Source organism: Aeromonas sp. QDB62 (assembly GCF_027705695.1).
Lineage (GTDB): Bacteria > Pseudomonadota > Gammaproteobacteria > Enterobacterales > Aeromonadaceae > Aeromonas > Aeromonas allosaccharophila.
Genome location: NZ_JAPDCD010000002.1, coordinates 71800 through 94228 on the forward strand (window position 1 = coordinate 71800; position 22429 = coordinate 94228).

At 55.2% G+C, this 22429-nt stretch carries 22 protein-coding genes; 5 read left to right on the forward strand and 17 right to left on the reverse strand.

What is annotated here, in order from left to right; genetic code table 11:
• Positions 1-8 precede the first annotated feature (8 nt).
• Positions 9-1019 carry a phosphoserine phosphatase SerB gene (gene serB / locus OKC27_RS01385; protein ID WP_182938780.1) on the reverse strand — a complete coding sequence of 337 codons (1011 nt, stop codon included), beginning with the start codon at positions 1017-1019 and terminating at the stop codon, positions 9-11.
• Between the two features lie 120 nt (positions 1020-1139).
• On the opposite strand from serB, the gene OKC27_RS01390 reads away from it, so the two are divergent.
• Both OKC27_RS01390 and OKC27_RS01395 read left to right on the forward strand, forming a co-directional pair.
• Positions 1140-1751 carry an AhpA/YtjB family protein gene (locus OKC27_RS01390; RefSeq protein ID WP_111806135.1) on the forward strand — a complete coding sequence of 204 codons (612 nt, stop codon included), beginning with the start codon at positions 1140-1142 and terminating at the stop codon, positions 1749-1751.
• A gap of 66 nt (positions 1752-1817) precedes the next feature.
• Positions 1818-3683, forward strand: coding sequence for a sensor domain-containing diguanylate cyclase (locus OKC27_RS01395; RefSeq protein ID WP_270805869.1), 1866 nt, complete (start codon positions 1818-1820; stop codon positions 3681-3683).
• 75 nt (positions 3684-3758) lie between these two features.
• On the opposite strand, the gene deoD is transcribed toward OKC27_RS01395, so the two are convergent.
• The 7 genes from deoD to OKC27_RS01430 all read right to left on the reverse strand — a co-directional run bounded on the left by deoD (position 3759) and on the right by OKC27_RS01430 (position 10979).
• A complete protein-coding gene (deoD, locus tag OKC27_RS01400; RefSeq protein ID WP_033135484.1) occupies positions 3759-4475 on the reverse strand; it encodes a purine-nucleoside phosphorylase in 717 nt (238 codons plus the stop codon).
• Positions 4476-4550: 75 nt separating this feature from the next.
• The gene (locus OKC27_RS01405) at positions 4551-5759 is read right to left on the reverse strand and encodes a phosphopentomutase (RefSeq protein ID WP_270805870.1); all 1209 of its coding nucleotides are present in this window, start codon (positions 5757-5759) and stop codon (positions 4551-4553) included.
• Positions 5760-5773: 14 nt separating this feature from the next.
• Complete coding sequence (gene deoA / locus OKC27_RS01410) at positions 5774-7105, reverse strand: thymidine phosphorylase (protein WP_270805871.1); 1332 nt, start codon at positions 7103-7105, stop codon at positions 5774-5776.
• Between the two features lie 109 nt (positions 7106-7214).
• Positions 7215-7988 carry a deoxyribose-phosphate aldolase gene (gene deoC, locus OKC27_RS01415; RefSeq protein WP_270805872.1) on the reverse strand — a complete coding sequence of 258 codons (774 nt, stop codon included), beginning with the start codon at positions 7986-7988 and terminating at the stop codon, positions 7215-7217.
• A 424-nt stretch (positions 7989-8412) separates the two neighbouring features.
• Positions 8413-8583 carry a XapX domain-containing protein gene (locus OKC27_RS01420; RefSeq protein WP_005340467.1) on the reverse strand — a complete coding sequence of 57 codons (171 nt, stop codon included), beginning with the start codon at positions 8581-8583 and terminating at the stop codon, positions 8413-8415.
• 125 nt (positions 8584-8708) lie between these two features.
• Positions 8709-9983, reverse strand: a complete 1275-nt coding sequence (locus OKC27_RS01425; RefSeq protein WP_058053950.1) for a NupC/NupG family nucleoside CNT transporter — start codon at positions 9981-9983, stop codon at positions 8709-8711.
• Between the two features lie 216 nt (positions 9984-10199).
• Positions 10200-10979: a TatD family hydrolase gene (locus OKC27_RS01430; protein WP_270805873.1), complete on the reverse strand. Its 780-nt coding sequence runs from the start codon at positions 10977-10979 to the stop codon at positions 10200-10202.
• 41 nt (positions 10980-11020) lie between these two features.
• On the opposite strand from OKC27_RS01430, the gene OKC27_RS01435 reads away from it, so the two are divergent.
• Positions 11021-11659 carry a type II secretion system protein gene (locus tag OKC27_RS01435; protein ID WP_270805874.1) on the forward strand — a complete coding sequence of 213 codons (639 nt, stop codon included), beginning with the start codon at positions 11021-11023 and terminating at the stop codon, positions 11657-11659.
• A gap of 323 nt (positions 11660-11982) precedes the next feature.
• Here OKC27_RS01435 and luxS read toward each other — a convergent pair whose 3' ends face one another.
• From luxS to OKC27_RS01455, 4 genes are read right to left on the reverse strand one after another with little or no spacing between them, the layout of a single operon-like run.
• Entirely contained in the window at positions 11983-12492 is a 510-nt protein-coding gene (gene luxS, locus OKC27_RS01440) for an S-ribosylhomocysteine lyase (protein ID WP_270805875.1), read from the reverse strand.
• Between the two features lie 18 nt (positions 12493-12510).
• Positions 12511-13104 carry a transglycosylase SLT domain-containing protein gene (locus OKC27_RS01445; protein WP_270805876.1) on the reverse strand — a complete coding sequence of 198 codons (594 nt, stop codon included), beginning with the start codon at positions 13102-13104 and terminating at the stop codon, positions 12511-12513.
• Positions 13105-13163: 59 nt separating this feature from the next.
• Positions 13164-13502, reverse strand: coding sequence for a nitrogen regulatory protein P-II (gene glnB / locus OKC27_RS01450; protein WP_005308848.1), 339 nt, complete (start codon positions 13500-13502; stop codon positions 13164-13166).
• A 9-nt stretch (positions 13503-13511) separates the two neighbouring features.
• Positions 13512-15134 carry an NAD+ synthase gene (locus OKC27_RS01455; RefSeq protein ID WP_270805877.1) on the reverse strand — a complete coding sequence of 541 codons (1623 nt, stop codon included), beginning with the start codon at positions 15132-15134 and terminating at the stop codon, positions 13512-13514.
• Here OKC27_RS01455 and OKC27_RS01460 point away from each other — a divergent pair.
• Positions 15128-15817 carry a GspH/FimT family pseudopilin gene (locus tag OKC27_RS01460; RefSeq protein ID WP_232100234.1) on the forward strand — a complete coding sequence of 230 codons (690 nt, stop codon included), beginning with the start codon at positions 15128-15130 and terminating at the stop codon, positions 15815-15817. The genes OKC27_RS01455 and OKC27_RS01460 overlap by 7 nt on opposite strands.
• Positions 15818-15915: 98 nt before the next feature.
• A complete protein-coding gene (locus tag OKC27_RS01465) occupies positions 15916-16443 on the forward strand; it encodes a GspH/FimT family protein (protein WP_270805878.1) in 528 nt (175 codons plus the stop codon).
• Positions 16444-16470: 27 nt separating this feature from the next.
• Here the strand turns inward: OKC27_RS01465 and tapY2 are convergent, their stop codons facing one another.
• Genes tapY2 through pilV form a run of 5 tightly spaced genes read right to left on the reverse strand, consistent with a single transcriptional unit; the run spans position 16471 to position 22429 of the window.
• Positions 16471-16752: a type IVa secretion system protein TapY2 gene (gene tapY2, locus OKC27_RS01470; RefSeq protein WP_058053944.1), complete on the reverse strand. Its 282-nt coding sequence runs from the start codon at positions 16750-16752 to the stop codon at positions 16471-16473.
• Positions 16749-20423 (reverse strand): pilus assembly protein, encoded by a 3675-nt coding sequence (locus OKC27_RS01475; RefSeq protein ID WP_411624364.1) that lies wholly within the window; start codon positions 20421-20423, stop codon positions 16749-16751. Before OKC27_RS01475 ends, tapY2 begins: the two co-directional genes overlap by 4 nt.
• Before the next feature lie 10 nt (positions 20424-20433).
• Positions 20434-20871: a type IVa pilus pseudopilin TppD gene (tppD, locus tag OKC27_RS01480; RefSeq protein ID WP_213391910.1), complete on the reverse strand. Its 438-nt coding sequence runs from the start codon at positions 20869-20871 to the stop codon at positions 20434-20436.
• Entirely contained in the window at positions 20868-21863 is a 996-nt protein-coding gene (locus tag OKC27_RS01485; protein ID WP_234604388.1) for a PilW family protein, read from the reverse strand. Before OKC27_RS01485 ends, tppD begins: the two co-directional genes overlap by 4 nt.
• Positions 21860-22429 (reverse strand): type IV pilus modification protein PilV, encoded by a 570-nt coding sequence (pilV, locus tag OKC27_RS01490; RefSeq protein ID WP_042059698.1) that lies wholly within the window; start codon positions 22427-22429, stop codon positions 21860-21862. Before pilV ends, OKC27_RS01485 begins: the two co-directional genes overlap by 4 nt.

The following is a 22429-nucleotide window of genomic DNA, read 5'->3' on the forward strand; positions in this document are numbered from 1 at the left end:
AAACACGATCAGCGCTGGTCCCAGCGCCGCTCGCTGCAGGCCCGCGCCGCCAGCAAGCAGATCACCCCTTCCAGATCGTGATGATTGAGGGTGGCCGCCGCCTGCGCCCGCACCAGCGGTTTGGCGTGAATAGCGATGCCAAGGCCGGCAACGCTCATCATCTTGAGATCGTTGGCGCCATCGCCGATGGCCACAGTCTGGGCGGCAGCAATGCCGTACTCCTGCGCCAACTGCTGCAACACCTCGGCCTTGACGCTGGCATCGACGATGCGCCCGCTCACCTTGCCGGTCAGCTGACCCCCTTCCACCGCCAGCTCGTTGGCGAAAATAGCATCGAGCCCCAGCTCGCGCTGCAACTGGCCAGCAAAACGGGTAAAACCACCGGAGGCGATGGCCACCTTCCAACCCGCCCCTTTGAGGGTATCGACCATCAACTGCAAGCCGGGCATCCACGGCATGTTGGCGGCTACCTGGTCGAGAATGGTGACCGGCGCCCCTGCCAGCAGGGCCACCCGGTTGCGCAGGCTGTCGGAGAACTCCAGCTTACCCTGCATGGCCGCGGCCGTTACCGCCGCCACCTGCTCCCCCACCCCGGCAAGGCGGGCAATCTCGTCGATACACTCGATGCGGATCGCGGTGGAATCCATGTCCATCACCAGCAGGCCGGGTTCGCTCAGGGTCGGCAGCGCGGGCAAATGACAGAGATCGATCTCCCACACACCGCTCTTGAGCTCGGCCACCAGCGCGGGTGAGAAGCGATCGCAGCCAAGCAGCAGCAGCGGCACACCCGCCACCTCGCTGGGAGGATAGAGGGTGGCTGCCAGCCCCTGCGCGGCCAACAGTGGCGACAGACGCGCCAGATGGGATGCGCCCAGCCCCTTGCCAAATAGCACCAGCCAGCCCCCCGCCTGCGGGGTCTCTGTCGGCTGCAACGCATCAACGTTGAGCTGCCAGCAGGGTGCGCCGGACAACAACGCGGGCCAATCGGATAACAGAGGGGGGAGCCGGGACAACAACATAAGGGATACGCCTTCCTTGGTGATCAGGGGGTTAACAATGCTGGCCCAGAGTAGCGTATTGCTTTTTGTACAGGCAAGCGCCAAGATCCCGCCACTCCTTGTCACCATGAGGTCTCACGCTTGCAGCGTCATCTTCCCATCAAACGTGTTCTCAGCCTGGCCGCCGGCATTCTGCTCGGCTGCTGGGTACTCGGCGTGCTCATCCATATGCAGGGTGAAAGCCAGGCATCACTGCACAGTGAGGCGCGCAACAGGGCGCAGGCACTGGTCGCCTATGCCGCCCGCGACATGAAGCGCTGGATCAAGGAAGACAAAAGCAGCGAGCTGGAGCGGCTGGCACGGGATCTGGCTGCCGAGCCGGAGATCCTCGATGTCACCCTCTATGACGGACGTGGCATTCCCCTCGCCCAGTCGGAGCAGGCGGTGCCGCTGGAGAGCCTGCTGCCCATCGGCAGCGACAACAAGTCGCTGCCGGATCAGGGCAAGGGGCGGATCCAGTTCGTGCAGGAGATCCTCGATGGCGCTCAGACCATCGGCTACCTGCGCATCACCCTGGAAGAGCAAAAGCTGCTGGCAGACAAGGATACCCGGCTCAAAGTAGTGCAGGAGAAACAGCGGCTGATGCTGCTGGTTGCCCTGCTGGCCGGGCTACTCATCTCCTACGGCGTGCGCCGCAACTACATGCGGGTGCGCAAACACAAGAAAAAGAGCAAACCTGCCGATCAGCCGTAGACCGGCGCAGATCCCCCTGCCACCTTGTATATATATCCTTGATGGCACAACCAGCAGGAGAGCTGCATGATTGCCCCCACTTTACCCGTGGATGAAGAGAGTCGGTTGGCACGACTGCGGATCCTCGGGCTGCTCGACCGCGAGCCTATCGCCCAGCTGGATCGCCTGACCCGCCTCATCAGCCGCCATTTTGATCTGCCCGTGGCACTGGTCTCCCTGACCGATGTGGATCGCCAGTGGTTTCTCTCCCGCACCGGCATCCCGCTGTGCGAAATCAGCCGGGAGCACTCCTTCTGTGGCCACGCCATTTTGCAACCCGGCATCATGCAGGTGCCGGATGCCCGTATCGATCCCCGCTTTGCCGACAACCCGCTGGTGCTCGGCCCACCCCATGTGGTGTTCTACGCCGGTCGCCCCCTGCGGGCGCTGGACGGAGTAGTGCTCGGCACCCTCTGTCTGGTAGACAGCAAGCCGCGCACCCTCGATGAGGCGCAGCGCCAGGATCTCGATGATTTCGGCCTGCTGGTCGAGAGCACCCTGCACGATCTCGAGCGGCGCCATCAGGTGCGCAGCCTCAGCAACGTGCTGGAAGATCAGGAGCATCTCTTCACCCAGACCTTCAACCAGTCGGCGGTCGGCATGGCGCTCTCCTCTATGGAGGGGGTGTGGCTCAAAGCCAATCCGGGGCTGCAACAACTGCTCGGTTATCGCGAACAGGAGATGCTGAATCAAACCTGGCAAGCCATGACCCATCCCGATGATCTGCCGCGAGAGTTGCCGCTCTTTCAGGCGCTGATCGATGGCCAGCGCCAGCACTACCGGCTGGAGAAGCGGATGTTGCGTGCCGATGGCCGCCACTGTTGGGTACAACTGAGCGTAACCCTGTGCAAGAGCCGCACCGTGGCCCCCCACCTGATCGCCGTGTTTGCCGATCTCACCGAGCGCAAGCTGGCCGAAGAGAAGCTGCTGCAGCTGCAGCTGGGGTTGGCGATGCAGGTGCGGGAACGCACCCGCGAGCAGTCGGCAACCGTCGAGCAACTGCACATCGCAATGGCCGAGGTGGAGCGCAACCGTGCCCGACTGCGCGCCATCACCGACGGCCTGCCGGTTACCATCAGCATGCTCTCGCCAGAGGGGCGCTACCTGTTTGCCAATCAGGCTTACTGCCGCTATTTCGGGCTCGATCCCGAACGCATGCTGGATATGAGCGCGCGGGAAGTGATCGGTGAAGCCGCCTATGCCAATGCCATGACCTATCTCGCCCGGGCACAGGCGGGGGAGCAGGTGAGCTTCGAATACCGCTTCGAGCTGCCCATCGGCCCGCGCGATCTCAAGATCACCATGATCCCGAGCCGGGGCGACGAGGCCGGGATCTATATCCTGGGTGCCGATATCACCCAGTTCAAGGCGCTGCAGAGCCAGCTTGAACATGATGCCAGCCACGACCCGCTCACCACCCTGCCCAACCGGCGCGCGTTCACCCTGCGCCTGACCCGCGAGTTGGCGCGGGTACACCATGACGGGGAAGCGCTCGGCCTACTATTTCTCGATCTGGATGGCTTCAAGGAGATCAACGACCGGCTGGGACACCATGTGGGGGATGCCCTGTTGCACCGCTTCGCCAGCGTGCTCTGTGCCGAAGTGCGTCCCGGCGACATGGTGGCCCGCCTTGCTGGCGACGAGTTCACCATCATACTGCCCGACTTGCGCCACCCGGAGCAGGAGCTGCCAGCCCTCTGCCAGCGGCTGCTGACCGCCATGGCCGAACCCTGGGATGTGGCTGGCCACCGGTTGCCGCTGGCGGGCAGCATTGGCGGGGCGCTCTGCCGTTCAGGGCAGCACTGCCACATCGACGAGCTGCTGCATCGGGCGGATGCCGCCATGTATCGGGCCAAGCTGGCGGGCAAGGGGCGCTTCGCCCTCGACCTATGACGCCAGCCTCAGAAATGCAAAACGGCGGCCCCAAGGCCGCCGTTTTCATTCCACTTGTCATGCCACTACGACAGATTACTTGTCGCCCAGCAGGACGGAGTCCAGCGCGATCTCGATCATGTCGTTGAAGGTCAGCTGACGCTCTTCGGCAGTGGTCTGCTCGCCGGTACGGATATGGTCAGAGACGGTGCAGATGGTCAGTGCCTTGGCACCGTACTCTGCAGCCACGCCGTAGATACCGGCCGCTTCCATCTCGACACCCAGGATGCCGTATTTTTCCATGACGTCGAACATGGAGGGATCCGGGGTGTAGAACAGGTCGGCGGAGAAGATGTTACCAACGCGCACCGGAGTGCCCTTGTTCTTGGCAGCCTGAACAGCATTGGCAACCAGGTCGAAGTCAGCGATGGCAGCGAAGTCGTGATCCTTGAAACGCAGACGGTTGACTTTGGAATCGGTGCAGGCACCCATACCGATCACCACGTCACGCAGTTTCACATCTTCACGCACGGCACCGCAGGAGCCCACGCGGATCAGGGTCTTAACACCGTAATCGGTGATCAGCTCTTTTGCGTAGATGGAGCAGGACGGGATACCCATGCCGTGACCCATGACGGAGATACGACGGCCCTTGTAGGTACCGGTAAAGCCGAACATGTTGCGCACGTCGCAGATCTGCTCGACGTTCTCCAGGAAAGTTTCCGCGATGTACTTGGCGCGCAGGGGGTCGCCCGGCATCAGCACGGTATCAGCAAAGGCGCCATCTTTCGCATTGATATGAGGAGTTGCCATTCTCTTGATTCCTTCACACAGGTTGAGTTTTATTGTTTTATAAATTGCCCGCCGCCGAAGTGGCGGGCGGGTAAATTACAGGAAGCTGGTACCGTATGCCAGTTTCGGCAGACCGTGGTAAGCCGCGATGCTCTGGCCGATATCGGCAAAGGTCTCGCGACGACCGACGGAGCCAGCCTTGACCGGTTTGCCGAAGAACAGCACCGGAATGTATTCACGGGTGTGGTCAGTGCCACCCCAGGTCGGATCGCAGCCGTGGTCGGCGGTCAGCACCACCACGTCGCCATCCTGCATCTGCTCGAACAGCTCCGGCAGGCGGGAGTCGAAGTACTCCAGTGCATCGGCGTAACCCTTCACGTCACGACGGTGGCCGTAAGAGGAGTCGAAGTCCACAAAGTTGGTGAAGACGATGGTGTTGTCACCGGCGGCTTTCACCTCTTCCAGAGTACGATCCCATAGCTCAACCAGACCTGTACCCTTCACCTTCTTGGTGATGCCCTGCTCGGCATAGATGTCGGCGATCTTGCCGATGGAGACCACCTGGCCACCCGCATCTTTCATGTAGTCCAGCACGGTCGGCGCCGGCGGCAGCACGGAGTAGTCGTGACGGTTGCCGGTACGCTTGAAGTTGCCCTTGCCAGTGCCCACGAACGGACGCGCAATCACGCGGCCGATGTTGTAGGGCTCCAGCAGCTCGCGCACGATGTGGCACAGCTCATAGAGCTTCTCGAGGCCGTAGGTCTCTTCGTGGCAGGCAATCTGGAACACGGAGTCGGCAGAGGTGTAGAGGATCGGCTTGCCGGTCTTCATGTGCTCTTCGCCCAGATCATCCAGCACCTGGGTACCGGAAGCGTGGCAGTTGCCCAGATAACCCGGCAGACCGGCCTTCTCGACGATGGCGTCCAGCAGCTCCTGCGGGAAGCTGTTATGGTGATCCTTGAAGTAGCCCCACTCGAACAGCACGGGCACACCGGCAATCTCCCAGTGACCGGACGGGGTGTCCTTGCCGGAGGAGAGCTCCTGAGCAAAGCCGTAGGCACCGACCACGTCGATATCTTTCTTCAGCCCTTCCGGGAAGTAGCCGGAGGCCTGCTCGCAAGCGTGGCCCAGACCCAGCTTGTTGAGGTTCGGCAGATTGAGGGCACCGCGGCCTTCAATGTCACCTGCCGCACACGCCTTGGCGATATGGCCAAGGGTGTTGGCGCCCACATCTCCGAACTTCTCGGCGTCGGCAGCAGCGCCAATACCGAAAGAGTCCATCATCAGAATAAAGGTACGTTTCATGGGTCTTCCCCTTGTTACAAATCAGCCAGGGTGATACGGCGGTACACTTCAGGCAGTGCCTGTGGCCGCTCGCCACCAATCCGGACAGCCGCCTGCACCATGCTGGCAGCCTGAGCATATTGCTCTTCAGTCTGAGCGTGGATCATCGCGATCGGCTTGTCAGCATCGACGCTTTGACCCAGGCGGATAAAGTCGGTCAGACCGACCGCATAATCAAGTTTGTCACCGGCAGCGCGGCGACCACCGCCCATCGCCACCACGGCCAGACCCAGCTCGCGGGTATCCATGGCGGTCACGAAACCGCTGTTGGCCGCAAACACCGGGCGCACGATGGTAGCTTTCGGCAGGTAAGCATCGTAACGCTCCATGAAATCGGCCGGGCCACCGAGGCCAGTCACCATGCGACCGAAGATCTCGGCAGCCTTGCCGTTATCCAGCACCGCCTGCAGCTTGGCGCGGGCATCGCTGTCATCGCTGGCCAGACCGGCGGAGATCAGCATCTCGGCGCACAGCGCCATGGTAACTTCGTGTATCCGCGGGTTGCGGTATTCACCGGTCAGGTAGCGCACCGCTTCGCGCACTTCTACCGCGTTACCGGCGCTGGAGGCCAGCACCTGGTTCATGTCGGTGAGCAGCGCAGAGGTGCGGCAACCGGCACCGTTGGCCACGGCCACGATGCTCTTGGCCAGCTCTTCGGACGCTTCGAAGGTCGGCATAAAGGCGCCGGAACCCACTTTCACATCCATTACCAGTGCTTCGAGCCCGGAGGCAAGCTTCTTGGAGAGGATGGAGCCGGTGATCATCGCGATGGATTCGACGGTGGCGGTGATGTCCCGTACTGCATAGATACGCTTGTCAGCCGGGGCGAGATCGCCGGTCTGGCCGATGATGGCGACACCCGCCTCTTTCACCACTTTCAGGAAACGATCGTTATCGACCGAGGTCTGGTAGCCGGGAATGGCATCCAGCTTGTCCAGCGTACCGCCAGTGTGGCCCAAGCCACGACCGGAGATCATCGGCACGAAACCGCCGCACGCAGCGACCATCGGGCCAAGCATCAGAGAGACCACGTCACCCACACCGCCGGTGGAGTGCTTGTCGACAATCGGGCCACCCAGGTTCAGGTGATCCCAGGTCAGTACCATGCCGGAGTCACGCATGGCGCAAGTCAGGGCAACCCGCTCATCCATGGTCATGTCTTTGAAGTAGACCGCCATCGCCAGCGCAGCAATCTGCCCCTCGCCGATGGTGTTGTTGGTAATGCCCTGAATGAAGAATTGAATTTCTTGGGTACTGAGCGCTTCACCGTTGCGCTTCTTGCGAATAATTTCTTGAGGCAAAAACATCTTTCATTCCCTCCGCCATTGCTGGCGTCAAACAAGCCTGGATCCTTGCCCGCACACCGCATGGTGGGGGCTAGACAGGGCGGGAGTCCCCCGCCCTCTCATCAACTTATTAGTAACCGCTGGTGTTGGCCGGCTTGTCGCCGTGCCCCAGTGTTGCCAGCAAGCTGGCGAGCAGGCTGGATGCGCCGAAGCGGAAGGTGCGAGCGGATACCCAGTCGTTACCGAGGATCTCTTCGGCCATGGCCAGGTACTGACCGGCAACGGCTGCGTCTTTCACGCCACCAGCAGGCTTGAAGCCGACTTTCGGATTCTTGGCCTTGATCACTTCCATCATGATGCGCGCCGCTTCCGGAGTCGCATTGACCGGCACCTTGCCGGTGGAGGTCTTGATGAAGTCGGCACCGGCATCGATACAGATCTCGGAAGCGCGACGGATCAGCGCCTCTTCTTTCAGTTCACCAGTTTCGATGATCACTTTCAGCAGCACCTTGGCGCCACAGGCTTCTTTACAAGCTTTGACCAGATCAAAACCGATCTGTTCATTGCCGGCCATGAAGGCACGGTACGGGAATACCACATCCACTTCGTCGGCACCGTAGGCGACAGCGGCACGGGTTTCGGCCACGGCGATCTCGATGTCGTCGTTGCCGTGAGGGAAGTTGGTCACGGTCGCAATGCGCACGTCGGCAGCGCCGATCTCACGCAGGGTCTTGCGAGCGATAGGGATAAAACGGGGATAGATGCAGACGGCGGCAGTCAGGCCAGCCGGTGACTTGGCCTTGCGGCACAGGTCGATCACCTTCTGATCGGTGTCGTCATCGTTCAGGGTGGTCAGGTCCATCAGGTTCAGGGCGCGCTGGGCGGCCACTTTCAGATCAGTCATTCTGTTCTCCAAAGTCTCGATTTAATCCAGATAACCGGGCACCACCAGACCATCCAGCGATGGATGCACAGGCAGTAATCCCCAGCTATACGGGAATGGAATTACAGTGCGAAGGCACCGCCACTATCCGGATGCCATTCAAAGCACCCTGCAGGCACTGCGACTGTAAATAAGGCAAGAGCCCTGTCACTTTCTTACAAAAGTGCGGACTTGGTTCCATGAAGACTTGAGAAAGGCCGACAACATCTGACCCGACTTCCCAATCAATTCCATTTGACCGCCAACACCCGATTTCATCGAGTATTAGTCATTGCCAGCACCCTGCTGGCAACGCCTATTTCAGCCGAGATACCCCCTGTTTGCAAGCCGGATTTGCCAATTTCAGAGGTACCTCACATCTGGCAAATCCAGGTCTAAAAAAGCCTTACGAAAAGAACCGAGTCAGGATCCAGGAGTAGGCCAATCCCCCCAGGTAGACCCCGACGATCCCCATTACCCCGGACAAAACGGGTGGTGCCGGGATCGGCAATTTGAGGAAAGAAAACAACAAACCGACTATAAAGCCAGCCACCATCGCCAGTAGCACTTCATTCATATAACCTCCGATTTGACTCATTTTATTATTAGTTTAGATAGGAAAACGGTTGTCACCGATCCATACGCGAACGCCACGGCAGATGCCGTGGCGTTCGTGTTTATACCCTGTCAATCAGGCCGCTATTACATGGCGGAGAGAGCCAGGAAGAAGCCTGCGATAGTGGCAGACATCAGGTTGGACAGAGAGCCAGCCAGTACGGCTTTCAGACCAAAACGTGCAATGGTGCCGCGGCGGTTCGGTGCCATCGACCCCAGACCACCCAGCAGGATGGCAACGGAGGAGAGGTTGGCAAAACCACACAGGGCAAAGGAGATGATCGCCTTGGTGTGGGCAGACATGGCCACGCCGTTGATCAGCACTTCATCTTTCAGGTACGGAGCAAAGTTCAGGTAGGCAACAAACTCGTTCACCACCAGCTTCTGACCGATGAAGGAACCCGCCACGATGGCTTCATTCCAGGGCACACCGATCAGGAAGGCCAGCGGGGAGAAGATCCAGCCCAGCAGCAGTTCCAGAGAGAGTTGCGGATAACCGAACCAGCCACCCACACCGGAGAAGATGCCGTTGATCATGGCGATCAGACCGATGAAGGCCAGCAGCATGGCGCCGACGTTCAGGGCCAGTTGCATACCGGCAGAGGCGCCAGCAGCAGCAGCGTCAATGACGTTGGCAGGCTTGTCGTCCAGCTCGGCATCGGCAGAGCTTTCGTCATAGTTCGGGGTCTCGGTCTCGGGAACCAGCAGCTTGGCAAACAGCAGACCACCCGGTGCGGCCATGAAGGAGGCAGCAATCAGGTACTCCATCTTGACGCCCATGGAGGCGTAACCGGCCAGTACGGAACCGGCAACGGAAGCCAGACCACCACACATGACGGCGAACAGCTCGGAGTCAGTCATCTTGGAGATGTAGGGACGAACCACCAGCGGCGCTTCAGTCTGGCCTACGAAGATGTTGGCTGTGGCTGACAGGGATTCGGTGCGGGAAGTACCCAGCACTTTCTGCAGGCCACCGCCCAGCAACTTGATGACAACCTGCATGATGCCCAGGTAGTAGAGCACGGCAATCAGGGAAGAGAAGAAGATGATGACCGGCAGAACACGGAAGGCAAAGATAAAGCCGCCGCCACCGAACACTTCAAACATCTTGTTGCTGACCAGACCGCCGAACAGGAATTCGATCCCGTTCTGGCCGTAGCTGATCACGCTGGATACCGCGTCGGACACACCGACCAGGATATCGCGACCAACCGGGACATAGAGTACGAACGCACCCAGACCGGCTTGAATTACGAACGCACCGACAACGGTACGCACGTTGATTGCCTTGCGATTGCTGGAGAACAGCACCGCGATAAGGACGAGCGTCGCCATCCCTACCAGACCCATGAACAAATTCATTATTATCTTCCTCTAGTAGCACCTGGCTTGTTAGTGAGTTGTTATTAAACCCAACTAATCAAGGGGAGCGCATTATACTAATTAAAGTCCGATAAAATAGAATGCTGGTCACATTTTATCGTTATCAAAATGTCCAAGTGTCACAAAATTAGACAGCAAACGATTTTTACGCTCGTTTTTTTTCCTGATAACTTAATCATGTGTTGCGGGTTTGTTTCATGGCAATTGATCATGATGGAAAATGTGTCGGGCAGTTTCAAATAACACCTTTGCAACATCCGCCGATGATTCCCCCCGCAACGTCATCAATATTTCCGCTATTTTCGGCAGCGCTTCCGGGGTATTTCGGGTGCCTTGTTCACCTTGCAGCGGCATATCGGGCGAGTCGGTTTCCAGCACCATGGCCTCAAGCGGCATGGCCCGAAATACCTCTCGCGTCTTGTTCGCCCGCTCAAAACTGATCACCCCGCCCACCCCGAGTCGAAAACCCAGTTGCCAGAATGCCTCCGCCTGCTGCAACGAACCGCTGAAGGCGTGGATCACCCCGCCACGTGGCGGCTTGAAGCGGCGCAAAACCTTGACCACAGTGTCATTGGCGCGCACCGAGTGGATCATCAGGGGTAGCCCGGCATCGGCGGCCAACCGAATCTGAGCCTCAAACAGCGCAAATTGCCCTTCCTGCGGCACCTGAGAGCGCAGATCCAGCCCGCACTCGCCAATGGCTACCAGCCCGGCAGGCTGGCTCATTACCAGTGTTCGCAGCCGCTCCATTACCCCCTCCCGCTGCTCACCGGCATACCAGGGATGAATGCCCAGGCCATAAAAGAGGCCGTCATGCTGATCTGCCAGTGCCATCACACGAGTCCAGTTATCCTCTGCGATGGCAGGAATGATATACTCCATCACCCCCAATGCCCGACAACGGGCCAGCAGCGCCGCCCTGTCATGGTCAAACACCGGAAAGTCGAGATGGCAATGGGTATCTATCAGCTGCATATCACTCACACCTGTTTGCGGTATTTAATGGGTCATTGAACATGATGAACAACAGAAACAACGGCTTTACCCTGATTGAACTGGTGCTGGTGATCATAGTGCTGGGGATCCTGGCTGTCACCGCCCTACCCCGCTTTATCAATATCAAGGATGATGCCCTGAAAAGCACGGTCTCGGCGACCGCTGGCAGCTTTGCCAGTGCGGTACAGCTGGCTCATGCTGGCTGGGCGGTGAAAGTACAGGGACAAGCGATCGCGCTCTACAACCTGAGCAGCTTTGGTAAAGGCGAAGTGGATATCAATCGATATGGTTGGCCGGTTGGCTCCGAGGAAGATTACAACAAACCAGTAGATACCCCCTATCAGCCTGGCTCGGGCAACCATATCTCGGTCAGCAACCGGTCTGACTGCCAACTGCTCTTTACCTATCTGCTTGATGGCGGCCAAACTGTGGCCCCCGCAGATCTCAGTAGGGGAGTTATTCCAGAAGGGGTTGATTACCTGTCCATCTATATTGAAACGAAGCATAAAGATGAAGATGAACCGAACCAAGAACACAATAACTGCCGCTATATCCTGCGCGACTCAATCAACCGCTTCCAGACCAACTCGGATTATCTAAACGGCCTCGGCTTCGAGTACAACAGTGTTACCGGTGCCGTGACCCGCAATTTTGATTGAGTTCAGCCTCTTCTGCGCAAGCTCGCTCTGTGGCTGAATCGTCATCATAACGAACCGGCGTGCAGCAGCGCCGGTTCTCCTGAGTGAGCCCCCACTCCTCGCACCATGCATCGTAACGGGCCAGCCAACGCAGCAATACCCCTTTCATCGTCACACCTCGCCAACAGGTTCAGGTCAAAAACCATCCTAATCAGAGTTGGCAAGGGGAGCAAGTCATCCCCATTTTTGCGATCGCGCGAGATAGAAAGAGCCGGTCAGCATGGCTGACCGGCTCTTTTAACATTCCCCGAAGCGATTACCCGATGAGCGACAGCTCATCCGCCTCACAGGCTCTTCAACTTCTCTTCCGGCAAGGCCAGCTCGTCGTTGTGGTTAACACCGATCCCGCGCTCCAGCACATGACGGGCGATGGCGTGAGCTTCTTCCAGCGAGTGCATGCTGTAGGTGCCGCACTGATACTCGTTCAGCTCGGGGATCTTGGCCTGATCCTGCACGGTCAGCACGTCGCTCATAGCCGCCTGCCAGGCGGCGCCAACACGGGCTTCGTCCGGCGCGCCGATCTGGCTCATGTAGAAGCCGGTACGGCAACCCATGGGGGAGATGTCGATGATCTCCACGCCGTTGCCGTTCAGGTGGTCACGCATAAAACCGGCGAACAGGTGCTCCAGCGTATGGATACCGCGCTCGGAGAGGATCTCCTGATTCGGCACACAGAAACGCAGGTCGAACACGGTAATGGTGTCCTTGTTCGGGGTCTGCATGGTCTTGGCCACACGCACCGCTGGCGCTTCCATACGGGTGTGGTCAACGGTAAAACTGTCCAATAACGGCATTTCTGACTCCTGATTTGGTTACCAGAACCAGCCCCCACGGGAGAGCTGCTCCTTGCATTGACGGTACTGGGCGCCGTAGCGCTGGGCGCGAGCTTCCACCTTGCGAGAGGTCTTCATCAACCACCCCTTGCTGCGATAGCTGCCACGCCGGTAGCCACCCCACCCTTCGTGATAGTTGAGGTACTGGCCATAGGCATCCCACTTGGAGGTGCCATTGAGCCGCTGGGCTTTGTTAGTGTACCAACCCATAAAATCGATGGCGTCGGCAAAGTCATCACGGTCACTCCAGCTGTTGCCGGTTTCCCGCTGGTAATCCGCCCAGGTTTCATCTTTAACCTGAGCATAACCATAAGCCGAACTGGCCCGCCCGGTCGGGATGAAGAGGAAATACTGCATCGGCGGCTGGGCATCATGTACGTAAGAGGACTCCTGATACATCATGGCCATCACCACATGAATCGGCGTCCCCCACTTCTCGTTCATCTTGAGCGCAGCCTTGTGCCACTCCGGCTTCTCGCGAAAGATTTGGCACAGATTCTCCGGCTGAGCCGGTGGACGGGTACTGCAAGCAGTAAGGCCCGCCAACAGGCTGACGACCACAGCAAAACGCATCCACCCCATCAAATGAGGCCGCACTTCGCACCTCTGGTCAGGTAAAGGGATAGCCAAGGTCAGATCGCGTCTTCGTTCTCTTCGCCGGTACGGATACGAATGACGCGCTCCACCTCACAGACGAAGATCTTGCCATCACCAATCTTGCCGGTGCGGGCGGTGTTCTGGATGGCTTCCAGGCAGGCATCGAGATCCTCGTCCTGCACCACCAGCTCCACCTTCACTTTCGGCAGGAAGTCGACCATATACTCGGCACCGCGATAGAGCTCGGTATGGCCCTTCTGGCGGCCGAAGCCTTTGACTTCGGATACGGTCATGCCGTTGATGCCGATCTCGGCCAGGGCCTCGCGCACATCGTCCAGCTTGAACGGTTTGATGATGGCTTCAATCTTCTTCATGGTGACTCCTTACCAGTTCTGTTTGCCGAACCCGGATGTAATGGGGTAACGGCGATCCTTACCAAAGTTGCGAGCCGTAATACGGGGCCCGACCGCCGCCTGACGGCGCTTGTATTCGTTGAGATCCACCAGCCGGATCACCTTGCGCACCACCGCTTCCTCAAAGCCTTCTGCCACCATGTCGGCGACCGAGGCATCCTCTTCCACATAACGCTTGAGGATCGCATCGAGGATGTCATAGGGGGGCAGACTGTCCTGATCCACCTGATCCGGCGCCAGCTCCGCTGAAGGGGGGCGGTCGATAACCCGCTGCGGGATCACGTAGTCAACCGAGTTGCGATATTCGCACAATTTGAAGACCAGCGTCTTGGGCACATCTTTCAGCACGTCGAAACCGCCCGCCATGTCACCGTACAGCGTGGCATAACCGACCGCCATTTCGCTCTTGTTGCCAGTGGTCAGCACTATGCGACGACGCTTGTTGGAGAGCGCCATCAGTAACACACCGCGACAGCGCGCCTGCAGGTTCTCTTCGGTAGTGTCACGGGCAGTGCCTTCAAACAGCGGCGCCAGCTGGGTCATAAACCCTTCGAACATCGGCTCGATGGAGATGATGTTGAACTCCACCCCCATCCGCTCGGCCTGCTCCTTGGCATCTTCCACACTCATCTGGGCGGTATAGCGGAACGGCATCATCACTGCCTGCACCTTGTCGGCCCCGATGGCATCGGCCGCGATGGCGAGCGTCAGCGCAGAATCGATGCCACCGGAGAGGCCCAGCACGGCCCCATGGAAGCCATTTTTGGTCACGTAATCGCGCACCGCCAGCACCAGCGCCTGATAGGTCTCGGCCAGCGGCTCCAGCGGCGCAGCAGGTTCCCGCTCTTTCATCGGCTGACCATCGACAAAGCGCACCAGCGCCAGCTCTTCGGCAAATGGCGCCAGCTTGTGGGTCAACTCGCCCTGACTGCTGAACACCTTGGAGCAGCCGTCGAAAATCAGCTCATCCTGACCGCATACCTGATTGAGGTAGACCAGCGGCAGACCGGTCTGATCGCAGCGCTCAGCCATCAGCTCGCGGCGGATCCAGGGTTTCTCCTGATCGTAGGGCGACGCATTGATGGTGAGCAGCAACTCAGCTCCCGCCGCCTTGGCGGCCAGCGCCGGGCCCGGCTGCCACAGATCTTCGCAGATGAGCAATCCCAGCTGATGACCACGGAAGGGGACCACACAGGTCTCGGTTGCCGCGGTGAAGTAGCGCTTCTCGTCGAATACCCCGTAGTTGGGCAAGTCCTGTTTGAAGTAGCGTGCAACCAGCTTGCCGTGCTCATAGAGGGAAGCCGCATTGTAGAGCGCCTCCCCTTCACGCCAGGGGTGACCCACCAAAATGGCACAGTTACCCTGCCATGCCGCAATGCGGGCCAGCGCGGCATCAACCCGGATCATCAGATCGGCACGCAACAGCAGATCTTCCGGCGGATAGCCGGTCAGGGCCAGCTCGGAGCAGACCAGCAGATCTGCACCTTGCTGCTCGGCCTGAGCCGCCGCAGCGAGCACTTTGTCAGTGTTATCTTCGATGGCGCCTACCGTCAGATTCAACTGGGCAAGCATCAGAGAGAGGGCTTTTGCCATGGCGATGCATCTTAAAATCAAAAATGATGGGGAATGATAAAGAAAAGGGGGGCAATCTGCCAGTTCAAGACGGGCGTAACCATGTGACAGCAATCAGCGGGAGAGATAAGCTGTATGTAGTCACGGAACGACAGGCCTTCGCAGATATGAAAAACGCCGGATTTACCCTTATGGAGTTGATGATAGCCATTGCGCTGGGCGTCATTCTGCTGGGGATTGGTATTCCGTCCCTCTCTAACCTGCTTGGCAGCAATAATTTGGCGACCCAAGAAAAGAGCCTTCTCAACCACTTAAACTACGCCAGACAACAAGCCATCTCCAACCAGCAGACCGTCACTCTTTGCCTGACCACTCTCAACAATGCTACTGAGGAGTGCATACCAGCAGCTCAACATGGTGCGAATCGGCTACTCGCCTTTATCGATACTAATGGCGACCTGAAGCTTAATGGTAACGAAGCAACTATTGCTGCCAGTCCCGAATTTCCTGCAGAACTGACCATTTCCGCCGATGCACAGGCGCTGCGCTTCAACCCGGTCGGCACCATAACGGAAGTCCCGCCTGATGAAGCCAATATTGAAGTTATATTTTCGCTTTGTATTAGCGGTGAAAATAGTGTGACGATTGATGTAATGCATGCTGGACGTGCCCATAGCCAGGCAAGTGGTGCTGTATGTCCATGACCAGCGTTAACTACAGCGAAACACACACGATCACAAAAGGATCCATTTCAATCCAATAACTATGCTTAGAGTCTCTTTTGAACAAGGACTCATACGCTATGGCACGAAATGGATTTACCCTGCTTGAGTTTTTGATATCTGCAAGCCTGACAACCATCCTGCTGACCTTGGGACTGCCGTCATTGGCAAATCTGCTGACATCTACCGACAGCGACATCTACACCAGAAACCTGCAGGACCACCTGATCTTCGGCCAACGACAAGCCATCACACTGCAGCAACCAGTCACAGTATGTCTTGCCATGCCTGTCAGGAACTCCACAAAAGAAAGCTGCGTACTCGCAAATCATGCTGGCGCCCAGCGAATGCTTGTCTTTATCGACACCAATCAGGATCGCCAATTCGATATTGCAAATGGCGATGTCTTGTTATCAGCAACAGAACCCTTTCTTGAAAAACATACCGTCACTGCCAATCGACAATTTGTACGTTTTAGCCCGGATGGCACAGCGATTGGCACCAACATGACGCTCCAGTTTTGTAGCGACCAGGCACCCCGAGTCGATATCATCATCTCGCCATCCGGTCGAAACAGAAGCGAAAAAAAGGGGCTGAGTTGTTCTTAGCCCCTATACCCTACCCTCCCAGCAGCGTTATCTGGGTTGGATTTCATCTTGCTTTTTTGCATCAGCCAGCGAAAAGGTAGCGGCCAAAGGAACACACTCGATTACCTCTGTGACAAGATGCACCACGCCATCAATTTCATAACCTTTCTGTTTAAACACCCTGACCAGATTTGCCTTGCTGGTATCAGCGACCGGTTGCTGCAACACCATCTGCACGCCACCTTCCAGAGTGACATAACATTTTATGTCTTCAGTTTGAGCCTGAACCAACAAGGGCAAGCCCACACACCAGAGCAGCATGCGTTTCATCCCTGTTCTCCTTCATAGAGATAGATTTTCTTGGGAGACATATCCATTTTTGCCTCCTCCGCACCTTGAGAGCACTCACCTTCACCGGTACAACGTTCAGGCTCTCCCTGCCCCTCATCTTTAAGGATGACCTCCTTGCCCGGAGCACCACCTATAATTCTAATCCGGCCATCATCCCCACCATGAATAACCAGATCATCAGCAACTTTATTTTGCACCTCTACGTAACGCTGAATAACTTCCTGATTGTTGCTATCCAGCACATATTTGAACGAAGTACCGTAGTGCATATCAATCATATACTGGCGCATGGCACCGATTGATTGAATCGTACATTGCTGGAAATCCTGAACCTGAGGCAGGAAAGAGGTGAAGTAGAGCTTGCCTTGCAACACCAAACCAGCCCCCATTGATTTTTCACCGCTTTCATTGAGCCAGAATTTCCATCCCAACTTGCTGGTCAAAGCCTTGGTTGTATTTACGATCTGATCTTCATTCAAACCAATAAATGGATCGCTGGTCACATCATAAAGATCATCTAACGTAATAACAGAAGGACTTTCATCAGTATCTGGATCTATGCCAAATAAAGTCGGATTGACATTGTAATCACGTAGCATCACATACACATTTTGGGTTGTCGCTTCCGAGGAAGGACGATTTCTATCACCACTGCCTATCAACACGGCATCAAACGGGCGCTCACTGTAGAGATAATTTGTACCATCATACTTCCAACCTTTATTGATAGTGCGCACCAATACGGGCTGAGTAAAGAAACGACGATCATCTTCCAGCTTCTTGGCGGTTCCACTTAAATGTGCATTTCCCAAGCTGGCAAACTTGATGGCCGTCCATTTGGATTTATCTTCTCCTTTCATATCGATACGCCAGATCTGACCGCCGGTATCTCCTGCATAGATCCGGTCTGAAATACCATCCCCATCGCTGTCCAGCACGGAGACCGAGCCTGGCATACTATAAACCATGCCCGCGACTTGCTTATTCGTTGCACTAGTTGCATCCGGAGTGAAGCTGAACAACAGAGTACCAGCTTCAGCATCAACGATATAAATACCCAACCCTTCACTATCTTCAACCCCTTGACCCAAATAGCTCTTTGATTGGTCATAACCCCCAGAGAATATCAGAACAGGCTTATAATTTTTTTTACCAGCGGTTTCTGAGTAATAACCTGGAATAAAAGCAACCTCAGGGATCGACCAGGTTTCACCGAGCCTGCCAAAGCCAGCACTATTTTTGTCCAACCGCCACATCAGCGAGGGAGAATCCGGATTGGATATATTCAAAGCATAATAGGCCTTGCCACCGCCCCGTAACCCGGTAAATAACCATACCTTATCACCTTGTGACGACTTGATATGACCATCTTTGACTTGCTCATTGACCAGCACAGTAGGTGATGAATCCACACCATAGAGATGTACCGATGAATCCAGGTTCTCTCGCAACGCTTTCTGATTAGCTATAAATTGATAAGGCATGGCGGCCCAGCTTTCATCAACGGTGGTACCGCTGTCTTTGAACATATGCAAGAAGCCAGCATTGGTTCCCATCACGATTCGCAGGTCAGGTGTACACGATGTCTGTCCTGTCAACTTTGTACAACCATAATTGATCACTAATGGCCGAGAATGCAGAGGATCACCCAGGATATGCTCCCGAACATCAGTCTTGCTTCCATCCTGATTTTCATCAAAAGCATCTCCCCCCTTGGTCCAGTTAAGCAGATCATCCATGCTATCAGTACTATTGAGGTTCATTATTGTGCGTAACTGAGTAGCCCCACCCGCCATGCTTTCAAGGTTAGACTTGCTAAATTCGATTAATGAATCTGTGGTATTTGTGGAAGGAGGAATAATATAAATATTACGATTAGTTTTCGCTGCCAGTATCTCTTGTATCCCCCCCTCAGCAACCTTGTTACCGTCACTAGTTGACGACCAATAGGTTTTTGCTGACTCAAGGATTGTGCCATCACTGGAAATGGCAGGTAAGCCACTTTGATCGACTACGTAACCCTTATCTGGATTCAGCACCAGCTTTTTAAGATTCCCCTTCCATCGCGGGCCTGAACCTGGTTCAAACATGGCATAGTAAATATTATTCAGACTACGAGTGCGGTCAAAGTTATTGGTGGCAATCGCGGGAGAAACCAACGAGGTATTCATTTTCAGTATGGCCAGCAATGATGATTTTAACGCCTCATTAAGCTGGGTCGCATCAGTTGCCGGATAATATTTACCACCACCACGACGAGCAGTTTCAGCCAACAAGGCTCCGGCTCCTTTTATAGCTTCATCACCAAAACCTACGGTGAATGTTGTGACCGTCTGTTTACCAGCTGCAGACACATTGACATCGTTATTTTTCATATAACCAGCCAATGCAGCCAGATAGCTTTTTTCCCCTGACGATCCATAACCAACGGTCCCACCATATGCGGACCTATCAGCAGAGGGCAAGGTATTAATCATATTTGAAATCAGGGTGTCGGCAGCAGTGTCATAGGTTGGTTCACCATCTGTCATATAGATGATATAGCCATTATTTGAGCATTTGTCATACGGGGATTTATAGGTCCCGGCTGGTGACTCAGCATTGGGATCACGCTTGGGGTTACGGTTGGTATCATCATTACCAAAATTGACACTCAGACCACCGAAATAACGATAGGCTTCATATAATGTCTCACACAAAGGTGTCCAAGTATCCGAACTCAGAGCATTCACTTTATCGATTAGATCTTGTGCCCCCGTTTTTCCTGAGGACAATATTGCATCATTACCAATGATATCTCTAATTATCCTGCCGCCATTTCTACTGTTTGATGCATTACCATCATTGTAATTAAATACCGCCAGACCAAAATCAACGGCAGGCGTCGCCAGCACCAGTTCCTTTACCGCATCCTGGGCGACTTTTAAACGGGTCTGCATAGATACCCCTGTCGCACCATGGTACCAACGAACATAATTAGCCGTAAACAGTGATATTTGTGTCGTACTACCATCACTAAGGGCATTAGTTATATTTGGTGTATAAAACCAACTACCATTATTACGATTAGGCTTATTAACAGGATACCCATCAACAATGTAGGTTGCATATGAACCAGAATAAGGGTTGCTAGGATTCTTATCATCAATATCCTGCTGACAATCTGCGACTATGATACTTGTGACATCAAAATCATTTAAAGAGCGCCAACGTCCTCTTCTGTTACTGTCATATATCTCATATCCCCAAACACGAGACTGAAACCGACCAACACTATTTAGAGGGTTTTTAGATGTCTCACATGCGTTTAAATTATCACGAAAACGCTTGGTGCTGTTTATAGCTGGAACCTTTCCATCAGTAGAAAAATAAATAAAGCGATTGCTATTATTTATATCGGGATCATTGGGTAAGGATGGATAATTAATCGATGGTTCGTAAGGATCTTTGGCTACCTCTGTCGTATTTCTCATACTCCCAGAGTTATCAAATATAAAAAGGACTTTTGGCCTGAAATCTCCAGCCTTGGCAAAATCGTAAATAAATAATTCGGTATCATCTGAATAGCCAGTCCCTACCGCCATGGTTGTGCTAGACATACCACTACACAACACCAGCAAGCTTGTTAGTACACAGTTCCTGATGTTCATATTTTGCCCCCTAATTGGCACTGAGCAAGGGTTGTTCTACCCCGGCAGTAAAGGTCATTTGGCTATTCACTTTGCCATAAGCACTGGATGTGGTCGCTTCAGCATAACGACAGGCTGGTGTTACATTCTGGCTACTGGCTTCAAATTTGCGTTTGCATACACTTTCGGTATTGATTGTCAGGGTAGTCGCAGGAGTGGTCGTACCGATTGCAGCTGAAGTGCCAATAGCCTGCGTTGCAATTTGTGTTGAGAGAGAAGAGTCACCCAATGCAGACTCCAGGGTACCTTCAACTTCGTGTTCTGCTCGTTGTAAACTGGCGCTAGAACTGGCCATTTTCAGACTCATACCGCTGGACTGCATGACAACTACGGCAATCAGAGTCAAAGGAACCAGAATGACCAGTGCGACTATCAATGCCACACCCTGATGTTTTTTAACCGTTCTCATGTTCCACCTCGGGTGGCAATTTGTTGATTGCGTAGCGCAATACTGCTCTCCAATAGCAGACGGCGATAACCATCACCTCCACCATTGACCGTAATATTACCGAGTTGATAGCTATTGTTATTCTTATAGCGACTTGATTCCCGATCGGATCTAATCAGCAAGAACAGTCGGGCGCCCAATACCCGCCCTTCATTCCACCGCTGCGTTGTCATCTGATCCGTTGACATATATCGGTCTATGCGTCCGTCAGGGATCAAGGAGTCGTCAACACCATACATCAGCACCATATGTTCAACCCCTTCAGCCATGGCGCCACCAATCAGAGAAGAACCACCATTGACGGTCAAATAGCGCTTGCGCAAAACAGGAATTCCATCTTCTTGCGACAGATAATAAATATAGTGCTGGTATTCCCAGACTTGGCTCTCATTATTAGCGCCAAATAGTGGTCGGGTTTCGCTCCCCTTGATGACTCTCGCTTCCTGACTATTGGCTGCCATATAAAAGCGGTTTGCATCCAATCCCTCTGATGCTGGTATAGGACGCCCCACCAATCGCTTGATGCTAATTACATCGCTATTTGCCACCCGATCAGCCGCGAGAATACAAGCAAACCCGGCAAGCCCTTTGCTGGCTGATACCCGACTGACCCATAGCCCTCTGATGGGACCAGCATTTGATGGCAAACTCCCCACAGAACGCTCATCCAGACAATCGCTACTGGCAGGAATAATGCTGCCAGCACTGAGGGTCAGAGAGGATCCAACTTGTGTCGACTGGCCGGTATAAGCCCCAAAAAAGCCCGCCCATTTTATATCCTGGCTAATCAGCCGAATGGCTAATCGACCATTTTCCTGTAATTCACTTTGATCAAATGCATCTTCAGAGCTTGAGCGAGACATAACAAAAACAGTGAATACCCCGGCCAAGAGGAATAGACCGAGCACCATGGCGACCAGCCACTCGACCAGAGTGAAACCGCGGGATTTCATAAGGTGGTCGTCAGAATAAACTGACGCCTCGCAAGATTGTTGACCGTTGACAATTGACACTCATTAATCAAGGTTGCTGCCGCACCGGCCGCCCCCCCATCGGATATATCTTGTTTGCCAGCCCAGAAAATCCCGACCGCCAGCACATTATTGGCTCGCCGCACCACACAACCGACCGGCGAGTTCAATGCGGAGGCCGCCCCCGTCACACTTGCTCCCAATAAGGCCTGCTGCCAATAGTGCAGGTCGGCATTACGTAAATCTGCCGCACTGCACGCACTGATAGTGCCATCTGCTGCTGCGCATGTAGGTCGGGGTAAATTAGCGGCCAGATTAACCGTCACAGCGCCTGTAGCACTCCAGCTGTCACGATTTATCCGTACTCGTTCGACCATATCGTTAGCCAGCCAACTGGCAATAGTGCGCTGGCGAGCTTCGTAACTGGCAAATTTGGAGTGGGTTTGCAAAGCAACCAGACCGAGCAGCCCCAATGACAGGATCACTGCGGTTATCATTACTTCCAGCAGGCTGAATCCTCTCTGATGTGAAGGAGCATGAATGGCCAT

Coding starts and splice junctions, on each gene's coding strand:
- serB (WP_182938780.1), bottom strand. CDS start 1,019: ATGTTGTTGTCCCGGCTCCCCCCTCTGTTATCCGATTGGCCCGCGTTG.
- OKC27_RS01395 (WP_270805869.1), top strand. CDS start 1,818: ATGATTGCCCCCACTTTACCCGTGGATGAAGAGAGTCGGTTGGCACGA.
- deoD (WP_033135484.1), bottom strand. CDS start 4,475: ATGGCAACTCCTCATATCAATGCGAAAGATGGCGCCTTTGCTGATACC.
- OKC27_RS01405 (WP_270805870.1), bottom strand. CDS start 5,759: ATGAAACGTACCTTTATTCTGATGATGGACTCTTTCGGTATTGGCGCT.
- deoA (WP_270805871.1), bottom strand. CDS start 7,105: ATGTTTTTGCCTCAAGAAATTATTCGCAAGAAGCGCAACGGTGAAGCG.
- deoC (WP_270805872.1), bottom strand. CDS start 7,988: ATGACTGATCTGAAAGTGGCCGCCCAGCGCGCCCTGAACCTGATGGAC.
- OKC27_RS01420 (WP_005340467.1), bottom strand. CDS start 8,583: ATGAATGAAGTGCTACTGGCGATGGTGGCTGGCTTTATAGTCGGTTTG.
- OKC27_RS01425 (WP_058053950.1), bottom strand. CDS start 9,983: ATGAATTTGTTCATGGGTCTGGTAGGGATGGCGACGCTCGTCCTTATC.
- OKC27_RS01430 (WP_270805873.1), bottom strand. CDS start 10,979: ATGCAGCTGATAGATACCCATTGCCATCTCGACTTTCCGGTGTTTGAC.
- OKC27_RS01435 (WP_270805874.1), top strand. CDS start 11,021: ATGATGAACAACAGAAACAACGGCTTTACCCTGATTGAACTGGTGCTG.
- luxS (WP_270805875.1), bottom strand. CDS start 12,492: ATGCCGTTATTGGACAGTTTTACCGTTGACCACACCCGTATGGAAGCG.
- OKC27_RS01445 (WP_270805876.1), bottom strand. CDS start 13,104: ATGCGTTTTGCTGTGGTCGTCAGCCTGTTGGCGGGCCTTACTGCTTGC.
- glnB (WP_005308848.1), bottom strand. CDS start 13,502: ATGAAGAAGATTGAAGCCATCATCAAACCGTTCAAGCTGGACGATGTG.
- OKC27_RS01455 (WP_270805877.1), bottom strand. CDS start 15,134: ATGGCAAAAGCCCTCTCTCTGATGCTTGCCCAGTTGAATCTGACGGTA.
- OKC27_RS01465 (WP_270805878.1), top strand. CDS start 15,916: ATGGCACGAAATGGATTTACCCTGCTTGAGTTTTTGATATCTGCAAGC.
- tapY2 (WP_058053944.1), bottom strand. CDS start 16,752: ATGAAACGCATGCTGCTCTGGTGTGTGGGCTTGCCCTTGTTGGTTCAG.
- OKC27_RS01475 (WP_411624364.1), bottom strand. CDS start 20,423: ATGAACATCAGGAACTGTGTACTAACAAGCTTGCTGGTGTTGTGTAGT.
- tppD (WP_213391910.1), bottom strand. CDS start 20,871: ATGAGAACGGTTAAAAAACATCAGGGTGTGGCATTGATAGTCGCACTG.
- OKC27_RS01485 (WP_234604388.1), bottom strand. CDS start 21,863: ATGAAATCCCGCGGTTTCACTCTGGTCGAGTGGCTGGTCGCCATGGTG.
- pilV (WP_042059698.1), bottom strand. CDS start 22,429: ATGGCCATTCATGCTCCTTCACATCAGAGAGGATTCAGCCTGCTGGAA.